This is a genomic window from Desulfovibrio sp. An276, assembly GCF_002159665.1.
Lineage (GTDB): Bacteria > Desulfobacterota > Desulfovibrionia > Desulfovibrionales > Desulfovibrionaceae > Desulfovibrio > Desulfovibrio faecigallinarum.
Map to the genome: position 1 here is coordinate 46,891 of NZ_NFJC01000006.1, position 17,613 is coordinate 64,503.

General features: G+C 53.5%; 15 protein-coding genes and 1 tRNA gene. 6 read left to right on the plus strand and 10 right to left on the minus strand.

What is annotated here, in order from left to right; translation table 11 throughout:
* Positions 1-98: 98 nt before the first annotated feature.
* The 4 genes from B5F76_RS04620 to B5F76_RS04635 form a co-directional block, all read right to left on the minus strand.
* On the minus strand, positions 99-1,118 hold the full coding sequence (locus B5F76_RS04620) for an NAD-dependent epimerase/dehydratase family protein (RefSeq protein ID WP_087351765.1): 1,020 nt from the start codon (positions 1,116-1,118) through the stop codon (positions 99-101).
* Positions 1,115-2,248 carry a hypothetical protein gene (locus B5F76_RS04625; protein WP_087351767.1) on the minus strand — a complete coding sequence of 378 codons (1,134 nt, stop codon included), beginning with the start codon at positions 2,246-2,248 and terminating at the stop codon, positions 1,115-1,117. The genes B5F76_RS04620 and B5F76_RS04625 overlap by 4 nt, the downstream gene beginning before the upstream one ends.
* 177 nt (positions 2,249-2,425) lie before the next feature.
* The gene (locus B5F76_RS04630; protein WP_275074526.1) at positions 2,426-3,361 is read right to left on the minus strand and encodes a dihydroorotate dehydrogenase; all 936 of its coding nucleotides are present in this window, start codon (positions 3,359-3,361) and stop codon (positions 2,426-2,428) included.
* 82 nt (positions 3,362-3,443) lie between these two features.
* The gene (locus B5F76_RS04635) at positions 3,444-4,259 is read right to left on the minus strand and encodes an iron-sulfur cluster-binding protein (protein WP_087351769.1); all 816 of its coding nucleotides are present in this window, start codon (positions 4,257-4,259) and stop codon (positions 3,444-3,446) included.
* A gap of 570 nt (positions 4,260-4,829) precedes the next feature.
* Here B5F76_RS04635 and B5F76_RS04645 point away from each other — a divergent pair.
* The 3 genes from B5F76_RS04645 to B5F76_RS04655 all read left to right on the plus strand — a co-directional run bounded on the left by B5F76_RS04645 (position 4,830) and on the right by B5F76_RS04655 (position 7,584).
* On the plus strand, positions 4,830-5,879 hold the full coding sequence (locus tag B5F76_RS04645; RefSeq protein WP_087351773.1) for an aspartate-semialdehyde dehydrogenase: 1,050 nt from the start codon (positions 4,830-4,832) through the stop codon (positions 5,877-5,879).
* Positions 5,880-6,007: 128 nt separating this feature from the next.
* Positions 6,008-6,925 carry an ATP-binding protein gene (locus B5F76_RS04650; RefSeq protein WP_087351775.1) on the plus strand — a complete coding sequence of 306 codons (918 nt, stop codon included), beginning with the start codon at positions 6,008-6,010 and terminating at the stop codon, positions 6,923-6,925.
* On the plus strand, positions 6,922-7,584 hold the full coding sequence (locus tag B5F76_RS04655) for an acyltransferase (protein WP_087351778.1): 663 nt from the start codon (positions 6,922-6,924) through the stop codon (positions 7,582-7,584). The genes B5F76_RS04650 and B5F76_RS04655 overlap by 4 nt, the downstream gene beginning before the upstream one ends.
* Positions 7,585-7,648: 64 nt before the next feature.
* Here the strand turns inward: B5F76_RS04655 and speB are convergent, their stop codons facing one another.
* Positions 7,649-8,512, minus strand: a complete 864-nt coding sequence (gene speB, locus B5F76_RS04660; protein WP_087351780.1) for an agmatinase — start codon at positions 8,510-8,512, stop codon at positions 7,649-7,651.
* A 355-nt stretch (positions 8,513-8,867) separates the two neighbouring features.
* On the opposite strand from speB, the gene B5F76_RS04665 reads away from it, so the two are divergent.
* The gene (locus B5F76_RS04665) at positions 8,868-9,671 is read left to right on the plus strand and encodes a tellurite resistance TerB family protein (protein ID WP_087351782.1); all 804 of its coding nucleotides are present in this window, start codon (positions 8,868-8,870) and stop codon (positions 9,669-9,671) included.
* Positions 9,672-9,926: 255 nt separating this feature from the next.
* Positions 9,927-11,420 (plus strand): glycerol kinase GlpK, encoded by a 1,494-nt coding sequence (glpK, locus tag B5F76_RS04670; RefSeq protein WP_087351784.1) that lies wholly within the window; start codon positions 9,927-9,929, stop codon positions 11,418-11,420.
* Between the two features lie 89 nt (positions 11,421-11,509).
* Here glpK and B5F76_RS04675 read toward each other — a convergent pair whose 3' ends face one another.
* The gene (locus B5F76_RS04675; RefSeq protein WP_087351787.1) at positions 11,510-12,430 is read right to left on the minus strand and encodes a phosphoglycerate dehydrogenase; all 921 of its coding nucleotides are present in this window, start codon (positions 12,428-12,430) and stop codon (positions 11,510-11,512) included.
* Positions 12,431-12,791: 361 nt separating this feature from the next.
* On the opposite strand from B5F76_RS04675, the gene B5F76_RS04680 reads away from it, so the two are divergent.
* The gene (locus B5F76_RS04680; RefSeq protein WP_162608685.1) at positions 12,792-13,715 is read left to right on the plus strand and encodes a DMT family transporter; all 924 of its coding nucleotides are present in this window, start codon (positions 12,792-12,794) and stop codon (positions 13,713-13,715) included.
* A 113-nt stretch (positions 13,716-13,828) separates the two neighbouring features.
* On the opposite strand, the gene B5F76_RS04685 is transcribed toward B5F76_RS04680, so the two are convergent.
* The 4 genes from B5F76_RS04685 to B5F76_RS04700 all read right to left on the minus strand — a co-directional run bounded on the left by B5F76_RS04685 (position 13,829) and on the right by B5F76_RS04700 (position 17,590).
* Positions 13,829-15,124 carry a TRAP transporter large permease gene (locus B5F76_RS04685; protein WP_087351791.1) on the minus strand — a complete coding sequence of 432 codons (1,296 nt, stop codon included), beginning with the start codon at positions 15,122-15,124 and terminating at the stop codon, positions 13,829-13,831.
* Between the two features lie 3 nt (positions 15,125-15,127).
* Positions 15,128-15,601, minus strand: a complete 474-nt coding sequence (locus tag B5F76_RS04690; RefSeq protein ID WP_087351792.1) for a TRAP transporter small permease — start codon at positions 15,599-15,601, stop codon at positions 15,128-15,130.
* Between the two features lie 121 nt (positions 15,602-15,722).
* Positions 15,723-16,808: a DctP family TRAP transporter solute-binding subunit gene (locus B5F76_RS04695; protein WP_087351794.1), complete on the minus strand. Its 1,086-nt coding sequence runs from the start codon at positions 16,806-16,808 to the stop codon at positions 15,723-15,725.
* A gap of 687 nt (positions 16,809-17,495) precedes the next feature.
* Positions 17,496-17,590 (minus strand) — tRNA-Ser (locus B5F76_RS04700).
* Positions 17,591-17,613: the final 23 nt, after the last annotated feature.

Sequence of the window (17,613 nt, forward strand, 5' to 3'; positions counted from 1 at the left end):
TGTCTTGGAAAAAGCGATTTTTGCGGGGAAATTCGAAACAGCAAGGCCCTCTTCAAGGGCCTTGCTGCTAATAGTACCAGGCTGTGCTGGAACAAGTACTATAAAAGATTGAAAGACTTGTAGCCGGCAATAGTTTCGGCCATGCCGCTTTCAAGGTTTTGGGTAGGCCTGAACCCAAGTTCTTCAACAATACGTCTGTTGGAGGCGACCCAGCCGCACTGGCTGGCCTCGCGATACTTGTCCAAATTCCAGTTCGGCGCCCTGTTGTTGGTGGCAAGGATGATGCGCACCAGTTGCGCGAAACCGGTGGAGGCTAGGGCCGTCATGCCCATGAGCCACAAGGGCAAATGGAAGATATGGGCCCTGCACTCCAGGGCTTTTGCCGCAGCTGCATAGAATTCGGCCATGCTCCATACGTCGCCGTCGCTCAAATGGTAGATGCCGTGGGCCTCGTCCATACAGGCCAGGAAAATGGCCTGAGCCATGTCGTCTACGTGCAGGATGGAAACGGGAAAGCGTCTGCCAACGCCGGGCACTGCGCCTACACCCTTTGCAAGGCCCCTGTACACGGGCAGAAGCCCCAGATCGCCCGAACCATAGATAATGGGGGGACGCAGGATCACGAGGCGGTCCTGGGCTGCGCCGCGAAAGATGTTTTCCGTGAGCACCTTGGACCAGCCGTAGGCGGAAACAGGCTCGCAGGGCTGGTTTTCGCTTCGTCCCTCATTTTGATCACATGGGCCTGCCGCTGCAAGCGAGGAAACAAGGATGACGCGTTTCGGGCCCCTGTCGCCTGCAGCGCGCAGCATGGACGCCAGATTCTGGGCTGCGCCGCAGTTTGCCTTGAGGTAATCCTGCCAACCCAGGCCAAAGAGCAGGGCTGCCATGTGGATAAAGATGTCGCATTCACAAAGGGCAGGGAGGAAATCCTGGCTCTTGCACAGGTCCGTGCGCAGGACACGGACCGAGGAGGGATAGTTTTCCGTATGCGAGGATTTTCTGCACAGCAGTGTAACCTTCGCCCCAGCGCGCAGCAGCATGGGCACAACCCGGCTTCCCACAAAGCCGGTACCGCCTGTGACAAGAATGCGCTTGTCGCGCACAATATCGTAATTCACAACAAGTCCTTGCGATAGATTCTGTACCGCTTGCAGGCTTCTCCGCCGAAATCCTCGATGAGATCGTCCACAGCCGCGTTGTCCTCCAGAACCCAGGATCCTTCAACCCACCTGAAGTCTGCCTGGGAGCGGGCCTGTGCGAGCATGTAGTCGAAAAGAAGCAGGGGAAGGCCAAGCAGGCGGAACTTTTCCCGTATGCCGAACAGCATGATGCGATAGCTTTCGCGTATCTTCCTTCTGGTCACAAGGTAGTGCCAGACTGCAGACAGTCCCATGCGGCCGTTGAGGCGCTTGAGCAGAGGGTTGAAGTTTGGCAGGGCTACCATGCCTCCGGCAGGCTCGTTTCCATGGAAGAAGAGCACGAAAAAGCGGGGATCCAGGAAGGAGACCAGTTCCTTGACCAGTGCCTTGGATTCTGCTTCCGACAGGGGGGAGAAGGCAAAGTTTTTGGCCCAGGACTCACCGTAGATCTGCAGCATGATTTCTACGTCTTGAGCCAGGGTACTCCTTTTTGAGCGTCTGAAGGTGAAGTCCCCTTTTTCCTTCAGTCTGGCAAGCTCGGTTTCAAGCCAGGATGCCACCTTTACCCTGTCCTTGTAGATGTGGTAGGCCAAGAGATCCTGTTCCTTGCGCATGCAGAATCTGTGGAACATCTGGGCGTAGTAGGGCGGATTCCAGGGCATCATGAGCCCCGGGGGCACATCAAAGCCGTCCACAAGCAGGCCGCATGTGTAGTTCGTTGACGGATTCAATGGCCCGCGCATGAAGGTCATGCCCTGACTGTGCAACCAGTTCGCTGCACTGCCCAGCAGTTCTATTGCCGCTTCATTGTCCGGGAGGCATTCGAAAAAGCCGAAGGCGCCGCATTTTTCCTGCCAGTACCGATTGGACTTGTCGTCAACAATGGCAGCAATGCGTCCTACGGGCTTGTTGCCACGCAGGGCAAGGAAAAGTTCACGCCTTGCCGTTTCCCAGAAGGGGTGCTTTCCCGGTGTCAGAAGAGCGATATCTTCCTTTCTGATGGGGGGAACCCACAAAGGGAAATCCCGATAGATCTCCCAGGGAAGGGAGACAAAGGTCTCGAGCTCGCTTTGCGTGGAAACGGGAACTATGGAGACTGGAAGGGGCATCTCAAGATATCGGCGCGCCCCCTTTCGCGTATGCGATTGCGAGGATGCGCCTTCCTCCTTAATCTGGGGTGTTCAGGATTTCACAAGGCTTTGTGCTCGCAAGAATGCGCGCTCGGGTGAACACTGGATTTGCAGTCTCCTGCCCGAAGATGAACCCGCCTTGCCGGTCCTGAAGGATTAGCCGAGCGACAGCATGCCGCGTATGTCGTCAAGGTGGCGGATACCGTATTTTTCCATGGTCTTCGGCAATTCTTCCACGATGTGGAATGCCGCGTCTGGACGCATGAATGTTGCAGTGCCTATTTCCACAGCACTGGCTCCCACCAGGAGGAATTCCAGAACGTCTTCGGCAGAACAGATGCCCCCAATGCCTATGACAGGAATGTTGACCGCGTTGGCCACCTGCCACACGCAGCGCAGCGCCACGGGCTTAATGCAGGGGCCGGAAAGTCCGCCAATGATGTTGGCAAGCCTGGGCTTGCGCGTGCGCAAGTCAACGCTCATGCCGATCAGGGTGTTGATGCAGGAAATCATGTCTGCTCCTGCGTCCTCCACGCTGTGGGCAATTTCGGCAATGCTGGTCACATTGGGAGAAAGTTTGATGATGACAGGTTTGTTCGGGGCGTTTTCGCGCACAGCCTTTGTGACTCTGGCCGCCTGGACGGGATCTGCTCCGAAAATGGAGCCCCCTTCCTTCACGTTGGGGCAGGAAATGTTGACCTCCAGGGCTGCAACACCTTCCATGGCGTTGAGCTCTGCAGCCAGTTCCCCGAATTCTTCTGCCGATGTGGCGTACATGTTCACAATAATGGGAACATCCTTCCAGGGAAGCTGCGGCAGCTTGTGATCGCGAAAGGCCTCGAGCCCATCGTTTTGCAAGCCAATGGAATTGAGCATGCCGCAGGGAGTTTCGGCAATGCGCGGGCAGGGATTGCCGTGCCTGGGCTTCAGGGAAATGCCTTTGACGATGATTCCCCCAAGGGTGGCGAGATCGCCGAATCTGGCAAATTCCATCCCGTAGCCAAAGGTCCCGGAGGCAGTCATGACTGGGTTTTTCATGGACAGGGTGTGCTTCGGGCCCGTAAGGGTGACAGCAAGTTCGTTGTGCTTCACTTTGTGTTCGGCCAGCAGGGCTGTGCCGCCTCCAACATCTCTTTATCCTGGATCAGGTGCAAATGGACGCGCTGCCTTGCCATCAGGCCAGCTCAATCTGGTTTGACCAGAACACCGGTCCCTGAGTGCAGCATTGCACAGGAGCGTTGCGGTGTGCAGGATCCGGCCAGGCGTCCGTTGTGCGAACGACACAGCCGAGGCAGGCTCCCACGCCGCAGGCCATCTTGTTTTCCAGCGAAAGCTGTACTCTCGCGTGGTATTCCCTGGCAAAGCTTTGCACGGTCTTGAGGAAGGGCAGGGGGCCGCAGGCCAGAATGAGACCGTTTTGCGAGGCGTACTCCTTGATCCTTTCCTGCAGGGTAAAGATGAAGTTGTCGAGATCTCCGGGCACTGTCTCGCGCAAGGTGTCCACAGGAATGTGTTCGTTGATGCTGTCTACCGGGTAGCATTCGATTGGATCCCTGTGTCCGAAGAGCATGCTGACATTCCAGGCTTTGGGGTGCTGCGCCACGTAGCCGATGAAGGGGACAATGCCCATGCCTCCGGCAAGCAGCAGGGTGGGAGTGTCTGGCTCGACAGCAAAGCCATTGCCAAGAGGTCCCCAGACCTGTACGGGATCCTGGGGGCGGAGCTGTGCCATCAGCTCTGTCCCACGGCCTGCAACCTGGAAAAAGCAGATGAGGTGTTGCGGACGAATCAGGCAGATGCCGAGAGGGCGTCCCCAGGGAAGCTCCAGGCCAAAGGATTTGGGGCGGATCATGAGAAATTGCCCGGGTTTCCAGTCCGGCCAGTTTGGCGGCGAAAGGCGCAGGGCAAAATATCTGTGTACAGGATCGGCCAATCCGAAGGGGACAAGATCCAGGACGGAGAGTTCACAGCAGTCGGTGGTAGGGACCATAGGTTACCTCGGGAGAAGAGCGGCACTGCAGGGAACAAAGCGGGTGCAGGGCGTGCAGGTGTGCGTCTTCAGTGTATCTTTTTATAGGTCTGCAACGGGGTTCACTATGGCACAGCAGGGCAAAAAAGGCAAAATATCCCATCCCTGCAAAAAGTGTCTGCTCTGAACCATGTAAGAAGGGGAACATTGTGTTTTTCGCCCCAAAATCTTGCTTGTCTCCATCCTATCCATTGGGAAAAAGGGAAAGCTCTGTGGTTCGAATGCCGGAAAAATGACTGCCCTTCATATTGACGCGTTTTGGGGGGAAAGAGTAAGAAAAACTTTCATTTTACACTGCGCCACAAGCCTTTCCTCTGTATGGGGATGGGCTCATGTCCAGACGAAGCCACAGGCTTTGAGCTTTCTCTTTTGGGGGTGGAACACCAGAAAGAGGGGAGACGAAGAGCATATGGGTGCTTTGAGCACAATCTGGCCTTGTGTGGCGCATATCGCATTGACATTTTCAGGAAAAACATGGAGGCGGCGCTTCCTCCCCTGTATTTCGTCAGGGCCTTTGCGCCGGTTTTTTAGATGAGCAAGTTGACTGTTGCGGTCTGTGGTGCCACCGGTGCCGTGGGCAGAGAAATGCTGAACACGCTGCATCAGCGTGCCTTTCCTGCTACCGAAGTACTGGCCTTTGCCTCTTCGAGAAGCGCGGGGAGCAAGGTTGAATTTGGCGACCAGGAACTGACCGTACGCGAACTGAAGGAAGACAGCTTTGAAGGAGTGGATATCGCCATCTTTTCCGCTGGTGGTGCCACTTCCCTCAAGTTTGCTCCCTACGCCGCCAAGGCTGGCTGTGTGGTCGTGGACAATTCCGCTGCCTGGCGTATGGACGATCGCTGCCCCCTGGTCGTGCCGGAAGTGAATCCCGAGGATCTTTCCTGGCACAAGGGCATTATCGCCAACCCCAACTGCTCAACCATACAGATGCTTGTGGCCTTGAAGCCCATCTACGACGCAGTGGGCATCAAGCGCATTGTGGTCTCCACTTATCAGGCTGTTTCCGGTACAGGACAGAAGGGCATTGCGGAGCTCGAAAAGCAGGTTCGCGACCTCTTCAATGCCAGGTACGTCGAATGCAAGGCCTATCCCTACCAGATTGCCTTCAACATCCTGCCCCATATCGATGTCTTCCTCGACAATGACTACACCAAGGAAGAGATGAAGATGGTCAATGAGACACGCAAGATGTTCCATGACCCGCTCATCCGCGTGACTGCCACCTGTGCCCGCGTGCCCGTTTTCTACGGCCATGCCGAGTCTGTAAACGTCGAGACCGAGAAGAAGCTGACCGCCAAGGAATGCCGCGTGCTCCTTTCGCAGGCTCCGGGTGTCAGGGTCTACGACAACCCCCGCGAGCTCATGTACCCCATGCCTCTCATGGGCGCGGGCAAGGACGAGACCTTTGTGGGACGCATCCGCGATGACGAGTCCATTGAAAATGGTCTCAACATGTGGATTGTCGCGGACAATATCCGCAAGGGCGCAGCTCTGAATGCCGTGCAGATTGCCGAGGAACTCGTGAAGCGCGACCTTGTCCGCGTGAACGAACAGGATCGCGACACCTTCCTTGCCTAATCGCCTAAGCCAGCAACGAACGATTCAAGCCCTGTAACGGGGACAAAAAAGTCTGCTGCCGCTTTCCCTTCGCGGGGGAGGCGGCAGCTTCTGTCCCAAAGGACAGAACAGGGCCTTGGGGGAATGCCGTGAAGTGCAAGATTTGCAAGCGTGACGCCGTAGTCAAGCTGCGCGCGCACAATGCCGCCTTTTGCCGCGACTGCTTTTTGAATTTTTTTTCCCGTCAGGTACAGCGCGGGATCGAGCAGGAGCATTTGTGCACCAAGGAGGACAAGATCCTTGTAGCCGTGTCCGGCGGCAAGGACAGTCTTTCCCTGCTCTACGAGCTCACAAGGCAGGGCTATGATGCGACTGGTCTTTTCATTGACCTTGCCATTCCCAAATCCTCGGAGTCGGCCAGGGCCACTGTCGAGGATTTTTGTGTCCGGCAGGGTCTGAAGCTGCATGTGTGCGAAATGAAGAAGGAGGGGCTTGCCATTCCCGATGTCAAGGCAGCCCTAAAGCGCCCAGTGTGCTCGGTCTGCGGCAAGATTAAAAGGCACTATTTCAACAAAATCGCCATGGAAGGCGGCTACACCGTGCTTGCTACAGGACACAATCTCGACGATGAGGTGGCCCGGCTGTTCAGCAACACCCTGCGCTGGGACATTTCCTATCTTTCCTGTGACGGCCCCTGCTTGCCTGCAAGTGGAAAGTTTGTGCGCAAGATCAAGCCATTGTGGCGCCTTACGGAATTCGAGACAGCAAACTATGCCTTTTTGACAGGCATAGAGCCGCATATTGCACCCTGTCCGTACAGTCCGGGAGCCAGCTTTACCACCCTGAAGTCCGTGTTGCAGCGTCTCGAATATGCCATGCCCGGTCGCAAGCTTGATTTCTATCAGGGCTTTATCCATCGCGGTCGCAAGGGATTCGAGAACATGGAACAGGACAGGGGGAATCCCCTGCACGACTGTCCAGAGTGCGGCTATCCGACATCCGGCGAGGCCATATGTGGTGTGTGTCGCATACGGCATCAGCTTGAGGAAAAGAGGGTAGAGGCATGAGGGAATTCATGCGCAAGGCTCTTGATCGGGGTCTGACAGTGCCCAATGTGGCAAGCTATCTCTCTCTTGATATCATGCGTCGCTGGGGTGTTGTGTGGGGCACATGCTGCCTTGGTCTCAAGGCAAGACTTTTGGGCGCAAGCCTAGGACATGGAGTGACAGCCCACGGGCCTGTAGCCATCATGCGCTGGCCTCAAAGCCGCATTGTCATAGGAAATGACGTGCACCTCATCTCGTCCTGGCGCAGGGCAACTGCGGCAGCACTCTCGCACCCCGTGCGTCTGCGCACCTTTGGTCCAGATGCGCTCATATCCATTGGTGAGGGGTGCGAGCTCTCGGGCACATCTATCACCTGCAGATCTACCTCCATTACCCTTGGCAAAAAGGTGCTTGTCGCCCCGGACGTCATCATCGTCGACAGCGACTTTCACGCTCCCTGGCCCATGGAATCGAGGAGCACGGATCCGGGCCTTGAGAACGACAGGCCCGTGGTTATCGAGGATTATGCCTGGATTGGCATGCGTTCCATTATATTGAAGGGCGTTACCATTGGGCGCGGAGCCATTGTTGGAGCCGGCAGCGTGGTGACCAGGGACATTCCGCCGTTTGCCGTAGCCTGCGGTTCTCCGGCACGGGTCGTTAAAATACAGGAGCAGTAAAAGCAGAAGGGGAGCCCCAAGAGGCTCCCCCATCTGTTTTGCAAAGCTGCTGAAAGTCTGGTGGCTACTTTTTGCTGCGCTGAGCCATGCCCATGAGGGCGTGGACCAACTTGGCAGCCGTGAAATCCGCGTGGTGCAGAGACTCAATGGGTGCCAGCTCCACCACGTCAAAGCCTATGAGTCTTCTGCCCTTGAGACAGGTGGCAAGAATGTGCATGGCATCATTCCAGAAGAGGCCTCCGGGGGAGGGTGTGCCTGTGGCCGGCATGAGCGAGGAATCCAGACCATCCACGTCGAAAGTGACATAGACGTTTTGGGGGAAGCGTTTGGGCAGCGGTTTCCTGGGCAGTCCCTTGCGGGCAAGGAAGGCAGCATCGTAGGCAGTGATGCCTGCCTTTTTGCGGAATTCGGCCTCTTCCTCGCTGTAGTCTCTGGTGCCGAACTGGACAAGGGGCAGCCCGCAGTCTTCGACTACGCGCCTCAGGACACAGGCGTGACTGAATGCATCGCCTTCGTAGATGTTGCGCAGATCCGCGTGCGCGTCAAAGTGCAGTATGCCAAATTCCTTGCCTTCGTCGTGCAGGGCCCGGATGGGAGCGTAGCTGACTGTGTGCTCACCACCAAGGGTGACGGGAATTGCTCCGTGATCCAGGGCCGTGCGCACTTTGGCCATGATATCTGCAAATACCGCGTCGAGCGATTGTTCGCAGTTTATAGGCTCACAGGTGTGGAAGCCCAGAGTGCCAGGGGAGGAAATTCCATCCCAGGCCTCGAGCTGCTGCGAGGCCTCGAGAATGGCCGCAGGGCCGAGGTGCGTGCCAGCTCCGTAGGAGACTGTGCGTTCCAGTGGTACGGGGATTATGTGAAAGCCCGCGTTTTCCGGAGTGGTATCGGGAAATTCCGAGGCGAGAAATGAAGAAAAATCCATGAGTCCTCCGAAGAATCTGATGAACTAATTGGAACAAAAAATATTGTTTCCCGTAATTTGTCAATAAACTGTCATAAAGTCAATACAAAAATAATTTTATTGCATAATATAAAAATATTTTAAACATTATTTGTAATATAGTTTTTCAATATATATGATATATATTAATTGATATTACAGTGTTATATGTTGGGTGTTTATTTTTCATACACTTGAAAACCTGTCAAACATGTCTATCTTTCCGACATACGGGCAAGAAAGCGGACTTGGTTGCTGACGCTTTTAGTCAGACGAAAAAATCTGTTTCCCTGCCCAGCTCCAGTACACCCAGGAAAACACATGCACGAGGTACATAATGTCCATTTTCAGTATTTTGAAGTCTGACAGCTTCAGCTCTACCCTGCAGTCTCTGTCCGGCAAGGCCATGGAAGTGGCCGGAACTGTCGGCAAAAATATTCCCCAGTCGGTTCAGGATCTTGGCAACAGAGCCAAGGACGCGGCCGGAAGCGTTGGCAAGAATATCCCCCAGTCTGTGCAGGACCTTGGCGCTAGGGCCAAGGACGCAGTTGGAACCGTAAGCAACAATTTGCCCAAGAATACCGGAACCCTGCTTGGTGTGGGATCCCTTGTTGCCCTGCTTGGCGCAGTCCTCCCCAAGGATGTTGTCAAGACCGCTGCCGTGGTGGGAGCCGGAGCAATTGCCTGGAATTTCTACAAAAAGTGGTCTACCAACAAGGAACAGCAGGCAGCGGAAATCCCTGCTGCGCAGGAAGCGCTCCCTCCGGCAGAAGATCCCGCGGCCATGCTCATGCTCAGAGCCATGGTCTATGCAGCGCGAGCCGACGGCCACATTGATGCTGCCGAACAGGAAAGAATAGGCAAGCTGACCCAGCAGTTTTTGCCTGGCCGCAACTCTCAGGCCATTGTGGACGAGCTTGTGCGGGAACCTCTGAATCTCGACCTTCTCGCCTCCCAGATGCAGTCCCAGGAACAGCGTGAAGACCTCTATCGTCTCTCCTGCCTTGTGCTCGACATAGATCACTTTATGGAAAGAGGCTATCTCGACGCCCTTGCAGGGGCCCTTGCCATAGACAAGGTGCGTCAGGCACTTCTTGAAAAGGAAGCCGAGGACGCCAAGGCCCAGCTCGACGCCATGTAGACATGCGGCAAACTTCCTTCTGATTATACGGATCCGGTGTGACACCCAAGTGCACGCCGGATCCTTTTTTATGCCTGTGCCCTGGGCTTTGTTCATGCTCTTGGGTCTTTTCGGGCATCTTGCAAAATCCGGAAAAATCCGGGAAGAGACAAAAAGGGCCTCTTGGATGCCCGTCCCTCCACGTACAACTCTAACCCAGGGAGGCAGCGCAGTATCCCCTGCGGAAAGCAGGGGCTTTGCACTGTGGTATTTGTGATGAAGCGTTATGTTCTTGCTCTCGACCAGGGAACGACCAGCTCCAGAGCCATTCTCTTTGACCATCGCGGCAATATTGTGCGGATAGCCCAGCAGGAGTTCACCCAGATTTACCCCAAACCAGGCTGGGTAGAACACAATCCCAACGAGATTTTTGACAGCCAGCTTGCCGTGGCCCAGGAATGCGTGCGTGCGGCAAACATCCCGCTGGAAGAGATAGCCGCAATAGGGATTACGAATCAGAGGGAAACAACCATTGTCTGGGACAGGCGAACGGGAGCGCCCATTTGCAATGCCATAGTCTGGCAGGACAGGCGCAGCGCTGCCATAAGCGACGTGCTGAAAAGGGATGGCAAGGCAGAGCTTGTAGCCTCAAGGACAGGGCTTTTGCCCGACGCCTACTTCTCGGGAACAAAGCTTCGCTGGATTCTGGACAATATCCCGAACACAAGAAGCGAGGCGGAAGCAGGACATTTGCTGTTCGGAACCGTCGATACCTGGCTCATCTGGAATCTGACCAAGGGAGCCGTACACGCAACGGATCCCTCAAATGCCAGCAGGACCATGCTGTTTAACATCCACACAATGGACTGGGACGACGAACTTCTTGCCCTGCTTGGCATACCCCGCTCTATGCTGCCCAGCGTTGTGCCCTCTTCCGGCGTCATGGGCGAGGTGCATCCCGAATTTTTTGGCAGGGCCATTCCCCTGGCAGGCGACGCGGGGGATCAGCAGGCCGCAACCTTCGGCAATGCCTGTCTTTGCGAGGGGATGGCAAAGAATACCTATGGCACGGGCTGTTTTCTACTTCTCAATACAGGCAACTCTGTGCGCATGAGTAGCAACAGCCTGCTTGCCACTGTTGCCTGGGAGAGGGAACACGTGACCAGCTATGCCTTGGAAGGCAGCGTTTTCATCGCTGGCGCCGTAGTACAGTGGCTACGTGATGGTCTTGGCCTTGTGCAATCCGCCTCGGAGATTGAGAGTCTTGCGTCTACCGTATTTGACAACGGGGGTGTCTACTTTGTGCCGGCCTTTGCCGGGCTTGGCGCTCCCTACTGGGACCAGTATGCCCGGGGAACCATGGTAGGCCTGACCAGAGGGGTGAGACGCGGGCACATTGCAAGGGCTGCTCTTGAAGCCATAGCTTTGCAAACACTGGATATTGTGCAGTGCATGGAAAGCGACAGCAAGATGCCGCTGGCAACGCTGCGTGTTGATGGCGGAGCAAGTCGCAACAACATGCTCATGCAGTATCAGGCGGATCTTTTGGGGGTGGCAGTGGAGAGGCCTGTCATCACCGAAACAACGGCGCTTGGGGCAGCCTTTTTGGCCGGCCTTGCCACAGGAGTGTGGGAAAGCGAGGAGGAAGTGGCTTCCCTGTGGCGTCTCGAGCGTAGATTCGAGCCTCTCATGGCCGAGGAGCAAAGGCAGGAGCTTCTGGACAACTGGCACAGGGCCGTGGAGCGCTCACGCGCGTGGGAAGAGCAGTAATCTGGCCTTCGGATAGCAAGGGACAGCAAAAAGACAGGGGGAAGAAGTACAAGGACTTCTTCCCCCTTGTGTATATAGATTGCTTGCTGCTAGGCAAAAGTCTTTTTCAGTGCGTCAACACACATCTGACCCATACAGTTGGTTGTGCCGACAGTCGATGAGGATGTGTGGGAACCAAGAACCACGTTGTCAAGCTCATACCAGCGCTTGTCTTCCGGCGGTTCCTTGCTGAAGACATCAAGCCCCGCTCCGTAGATGCGCTTTTGTTCCAGCGCGTCCAGAAGGGCCGCTTCGTCCACAAGTTCGCCTCTGGCCGTGTTCACAAGAATGGCGTTTTTCTTCATGGCAGCCAAACGTTCGCTGTTGACAAGATGCCTTGTGTCGTCATTGAGCAGGCAGTGCAGGGTAATGACATCGCACTCCGTGCAGATTTCATCAATGCTGGCCTTTTTGATATTATATTTGGCTGCGAAGTCTTCATCCATATAGGGATCGTAGGCAAGAATCTTCATGCCAAAACCCGTGGCTCTCTGGGCGACACACTTTCCAACAGCGCCAAGGCCAATAATGCCCAAAGTCTTGCCAAAGATGTCGATGCCTGTTTCCTTGCCCCAGTCCTTTTGGCGGCAGCGGCCGTCAATCTGGACCACCTTGCGGGCTACGGCCAGCATGAGGGCGAAGGCAAAGTCTGCCACTGCATTGGAGTTCGCGCCTACAGTACGGCTCAGGGCAATGCCCCTGCGTTCGCATTCTGCTACGTCCACATTGTCGAGTCCTACGCCATAGCGGGCAATGGCCTTGAGTTTGGAAGCATGGGCAAGGACATTCGCGTTGCAGGGGTCCACACCCAGGATGAGAGCCTCACAGTCTGCGATCTTCTCGCACATTGCCTGTTCGGAGAGGATGGCTCCCGTATCATTGCGAACAATTTCAAAACCCAGGCTTTCGAGCTGCGCAAAAAGATCGGGATTGCTCTTGCCAAAAGAACGGGGGGTGATGAGAACTTTCATTATCAAATCCGGCGCTACCCTGTATGTCTTGGGATATTGCGCCGCCTCCTTGATTGAATTCAAATGCCGAAATATACCTTTCCTGCAAAGGCGCAAACACTTGTAGCCCGCATGGACAGGCAGCGCAATCCCCGCAGAAAGGCTCTTGACGTTCCAGCCAGGGAATAGCTATCTCACAACAAGACTGAGTCGAGACGGACATTCCCGCCTTCTCCAACCAGCGTACACCGGCTTCCCCGGCATCCGGAAATCTTTTGCATCGGAAAAATTTGGGGACTTTGGGCCGGTGTCTTTTTCTTGCATTTTCAGTGCTGGCATCCGGCAAGCTGGGCTTTTTTGCTCTCAAGCCGATACTGCTCTTGTGTGCCAAACGCTGGCACAGCTGTTCAAGGAAATTTGCAAAACAATGTATCTCGCTTGTCTTACTATTTTTTGTCTCTCTATCTTTGCTGGAAATTCAATATTTTGTCGGGCGGCACTGGTGGCCTGCGACATGGGGCCTCTACAATATACTGGTGTGCGGGCGCTCTCTGCTGCGCTCATTCTGGCAATACTGTGCGGCATAAAGGTAATAAAACCTCTGCCGCAAGGTGAAGGCAATGTCTGGCGGGATGCCTGGCAACAGAGTTCTTGGACCGGAGCCTTGGGGCTTTTCATGTACATGGTTTGCTTCTCTACAGGCTACGTTGCCATGCCATCGGCTCCGGGAACACTCATTCTCAATATGAGTGTTCAGGTCTGTATGATTGGCTGGGGCATACTGCATGGTGTTTATCCCAATAAAAAGCAGTATATTGGCTATGCCATAGCAACAGCTGGTCTCATTCTTCTCCTTTCTCCAGGGTTGACAGCCCCGCCGCTTCTCCATTCCCTTTTTATGGCAGGTAGCGGTTTTGCATGGGGGGTCTTTACTGTGGCTGGCAAAGACGCAAAATCAGCTGCTTTGGCTACTGCCGGGTGTTTTTGGCGGGCCGCTTTGCCAGGTCTTTTCTGTGTCATTGCTGGTTTTGTGTTTGAAGCACAACCACAGTCTATGGCTTGGATATTTGTCCTTGCAGGAGGATTGGCTTCATCCCTTGGATATATACTTTGGTATGCCATAGTCCCCAGATATACTCTGATCAACTTATCAATCATTCAGCTGGCAATACCTGTGATTACAGCAATTCAGGGTTTTATTTTTCTTGAGGAAGAAGTAACTGTACGATTTGTGATTTCAACATGTCTGATTTTAGGAGGAATATACCAGACGATAAGAACTAATCATATACATATAAGAAAATAAATTTTGTTAAAAATATTTATAATATAAATTAAATAAAGCCTGGCCATTTTTTTTCTTTTACACAAAGAGAAAATGATCAGGCTTGTTTCTTATTCAAAAAAGTATTTGCAGTACTATGCCAGTCCAAGTGCCTTGGGAAGGAATGTCGAAATCTCCGGAAAGATAATCAGTACAGCCAAGGCCATGATGGCAGCTATAATCAGAGGAATGCAAGAGCGACTGATTTCCTCCATGGATAGCTTGCTTATGTGTGCTGCCACGTACAGATTGACTGCCACGGGTGGTGTGACCTGCCCAATGGCCAAGTTAACGGTCATGACAATGCCGAACCAGATTGGATCCCATCCAAAGTGTGCCATCAGGGGGATCATGAAGGGCAGAAAGACGTAGTAGATGGAGATGGCGTCCAAGAGCATGCCTGCAATAAGCAGTATGATGTTGATTAAAAAGAGCAGAACATACTGGTTGTCGGAGAGCGACAACAGCAGTGAGGAGCCCTTTTCAATCAGACCAACTGTAGAAGCGACCCAGCTGAAGAGACCAGCGCAGGTCACCACAATCATAACAACTGCAGTGGCACGTACCGACTGACCGAAGATCTCCAACAGATCGTTCAGGCTGCGTATTGTCTTGTAGATAAAGATGCCGACAAAAAGTCCATAGAAAACAGTAACGGCAGCAGCTTCGGTCGGGGTAAAGATGCCGCCATAGATGCCGCCAAGGATAACCACAGGCGTCATGATGGCCCAGAAGGATTCCCTGAAAATCTGTCTTATGGGGCGGGTGCGCTTGACGCCGTGATAGCCGCGTCTGCGAGATATCAGAGCAACTGCGGCCAGAATGAAGCCAGCGACAACGAGGCCAGGCAAGAAGCCGGCTGCGAAAAGAGCCGGGACAGAGACGTCGGTGATGCCCCCGTAGACAATAAAGGCAATGCTCGGAGGGATAACGATGGCGAGCCCGGATGTCACGGCAACTGTCGATGCGGCAAATGCCTTGTCGTATCCGGCATTGGCCATACCCGGGATCAGCACCAGTCCAAGGGCTGCCACAGTTGCAGGTCCGGAACCGCTGACAGCTCCCCAGAAGGTACATACGGCAACTGCTGCCATGGCCAGACCTCCGGTTCTTTCACCGACCAGGGCCTCCATGAGATTGATGATTCTGGCTGCAATACCGGCTTTTTCCATAATGTAGCCAGCCAAAATAAAGAACGGAATGGCCAAAAGCGGGAATTTGGCGATACCTGCAAAAAAGTTCAGGGAGAGCATGCCTATGCCCATATCCCATACCCAGACAATCGCCAGAGCGGCAAATCCCAAGGCCACGGCAATGGGTACTTTGATGGCAAGTGTACCAATAAAAACGACCATCATCCAGAAGGCGGGATCATTGAAAAGATTTTCCATTTGTTATTTCTCCCCGCCTTTTTTGAGTGAGCTCACAAAATTTTGCAGGATGCGGAAAATAACCAGCAAGGAAAGGAGTGGTGTGGCGCAGGTGTAATACCAGACAGGAAGTTCCAAAGCCTCCGACGTTGCTTCCAGCTCGATTTCGTCCAGTACTTCCAGATATCCTGTCCAGACGAGAGACGCAAAAAAGATGATGCAGACAATGGTTCCCACTAGTCTGAACAGAAACTGCAACTTGCGCGGACATGCATCATAGAGCATGCTCATGCAGAGGTTGCTGCCATCCCGAAAGGAGCGGGCAGTGCCAAGCAAAACAACCCAGACAAAAAAATTGACTGTCAATTCTTCTGTCCAAGCAAAGGAAAAAGATGTGCAGTAACGGACTACGACGTTAATAAAAGCTACGGTTGCCATTACTGCCAGAAGTATTGCGCCGAGTATGTCCTCAAAACGCTCGTCAAGAAAGCGCCACATTGAATTAAATCCTTGTCGACAAGAGTGATTACAGCGAGAATTCAGGTCTGAAAAATTCACTCTCTTCTAGCTGAAAAATCGGGCCGAAGTTTTTTTCGGCCCGACATACTGATGATTGCTACTAGCGAACAGAAGCCATGTCGGCTTCGGCAGCCTTCACAAGCTCTGCTCCAATCTTTTTGGTCCATTTGTCCCGGACGGACTTGGTAGCATCGAAAAACACCTTGATCTGTTCAGGAGTGAGTCTGGTCACTGTCATGCCATTGCTTTCCATGCAGCCGAACGGATCGCTGATTTCGGGCTTGGCATTGAGGCTTTCGAGATAGCTCAACGCCCAACCGTCATCAATGCCAACTCGGGACAATGCCTTGCTGTACTTTTCGCTGTCTGCCACGCAAGACATGATGATCTTCTGGTCTTCCTCGCTGAAGCTCTTCCAGACCTTGGGATTCACGGAGACAAGCAGGGGATCGATGATGTAGTGCCAGTCACAGTGATACTTCTGATACATCCAAATCTTGATTGGGATGTTGATGCCGTTGGTGGGGTTTTCCTGACCATCAACGATACCCTGCTGGAAGCCTGTGATAGCTTCGGACCAGTTCATGTTAATGGGATTGGCACCCAGAGCCTTGAATGTCTCGATAAAGATCGGGCTGCCGACAACACGGATCTTGAGACCCGAGAGATCTTCGGGCTTGGTAATGGGCCCCTTGTTGGTGGTCAGTTCACGGAAACCATTTTCAGCCCAGCCTAAGACGCGTACGCCCTTTTTTTCCACCGCAGCCTTCATCATAGTGCCAGCCTTGCCTGCAAGGATGGCGTCCATGGCTTTGTAGGGATTAGGCTGGGAGCCAATGAAGAAGGGCAGGGCTGGCAAGTTGAGTTCCTTGATCTGAGGCGACCAGTTGATGGTCGATGCAAAGGCAAAATCAATGCTGCCCTGACGCAGGAGCAAGAATTCGTTGGTTTGTTTGCCAGCAAAGAGCTGACCAGAGCAGTATACTTTTATATTAATGCGGCCGTTGGTGCGCTCGCGGACCAGATCCGCAAAGTAAGCAGCAGAAAGCCCCCAGCCTGTGGTGGGGCCGGGAACGACACTGAGTTTGTACTCTTCTTTATACTTTGCTGCATTGGCTGGCATGGCAATGGCCAGACAGAGGCAGGCACAGGCCACACTCAGCAAGATATGTGAAAGACGCGACATTCAAAGTCCTCCTCGAGTGATAAAATGGGAAGTACGGTAAGAAATACCGAATTATTATGTGAAAGATGCAAAAAAAATTCAAGATCTTAAAGAGGCTGCATGATTTTGGACCACTGCGGGGTGGCACATGAACACGGCAGGAGCATAGAATTCTGCCCTATAGCTGCTTGTCACAATTTTCGGCGCCACAACGCTTTGTCCATATGTCGCCTCTGCACGCTCACCCTGCATGAAAGAGTGACTTGCCTGTGCTTTACCGAGAGTGGTAAATCGCAGTTGGTTCTTCTGGTATAGACGTCAAAAGTATCAGCTACTTAGGCGAACAACGCCCATCGAGGGTTACCACTCTCCAGAAATTATTTTCTTCGATACTTGTGTTATGACTCTCAAATGGAAACCACTTTAGGAATGTCTACGGAAACTGAATGCTTGGAAATTTCGTAGTATCTTGAGGCCGCTTCTAGCTGTCTTTGAATATATGGAAGATTTTGTCTGTTATTCAGGATAGTTGTATATACGTTTAGGCTGCCTTGATTCAGTAAGTCCCGAAGGATGAAATCCCGTAAAAAGCACGGTATGCAAGGATGCCCCCTGAGACTGGATGAGGCGGTTTGAGACGCTCAGGGAATAAAAAAGCAGTCTTTGTAGACTGTTATAGCCTAACAAAGACTGCTTGAAATTTCTTTATGGCGGAGAGAGAGGGATTTGAACCCTCGATACGGGTTTTAGCCCGTATACTCGCTTAGCAGGCGAGCTCCTTCGGCCGACTCGGACATCTCTCCAATTGAGGAAAAGATAAATACAG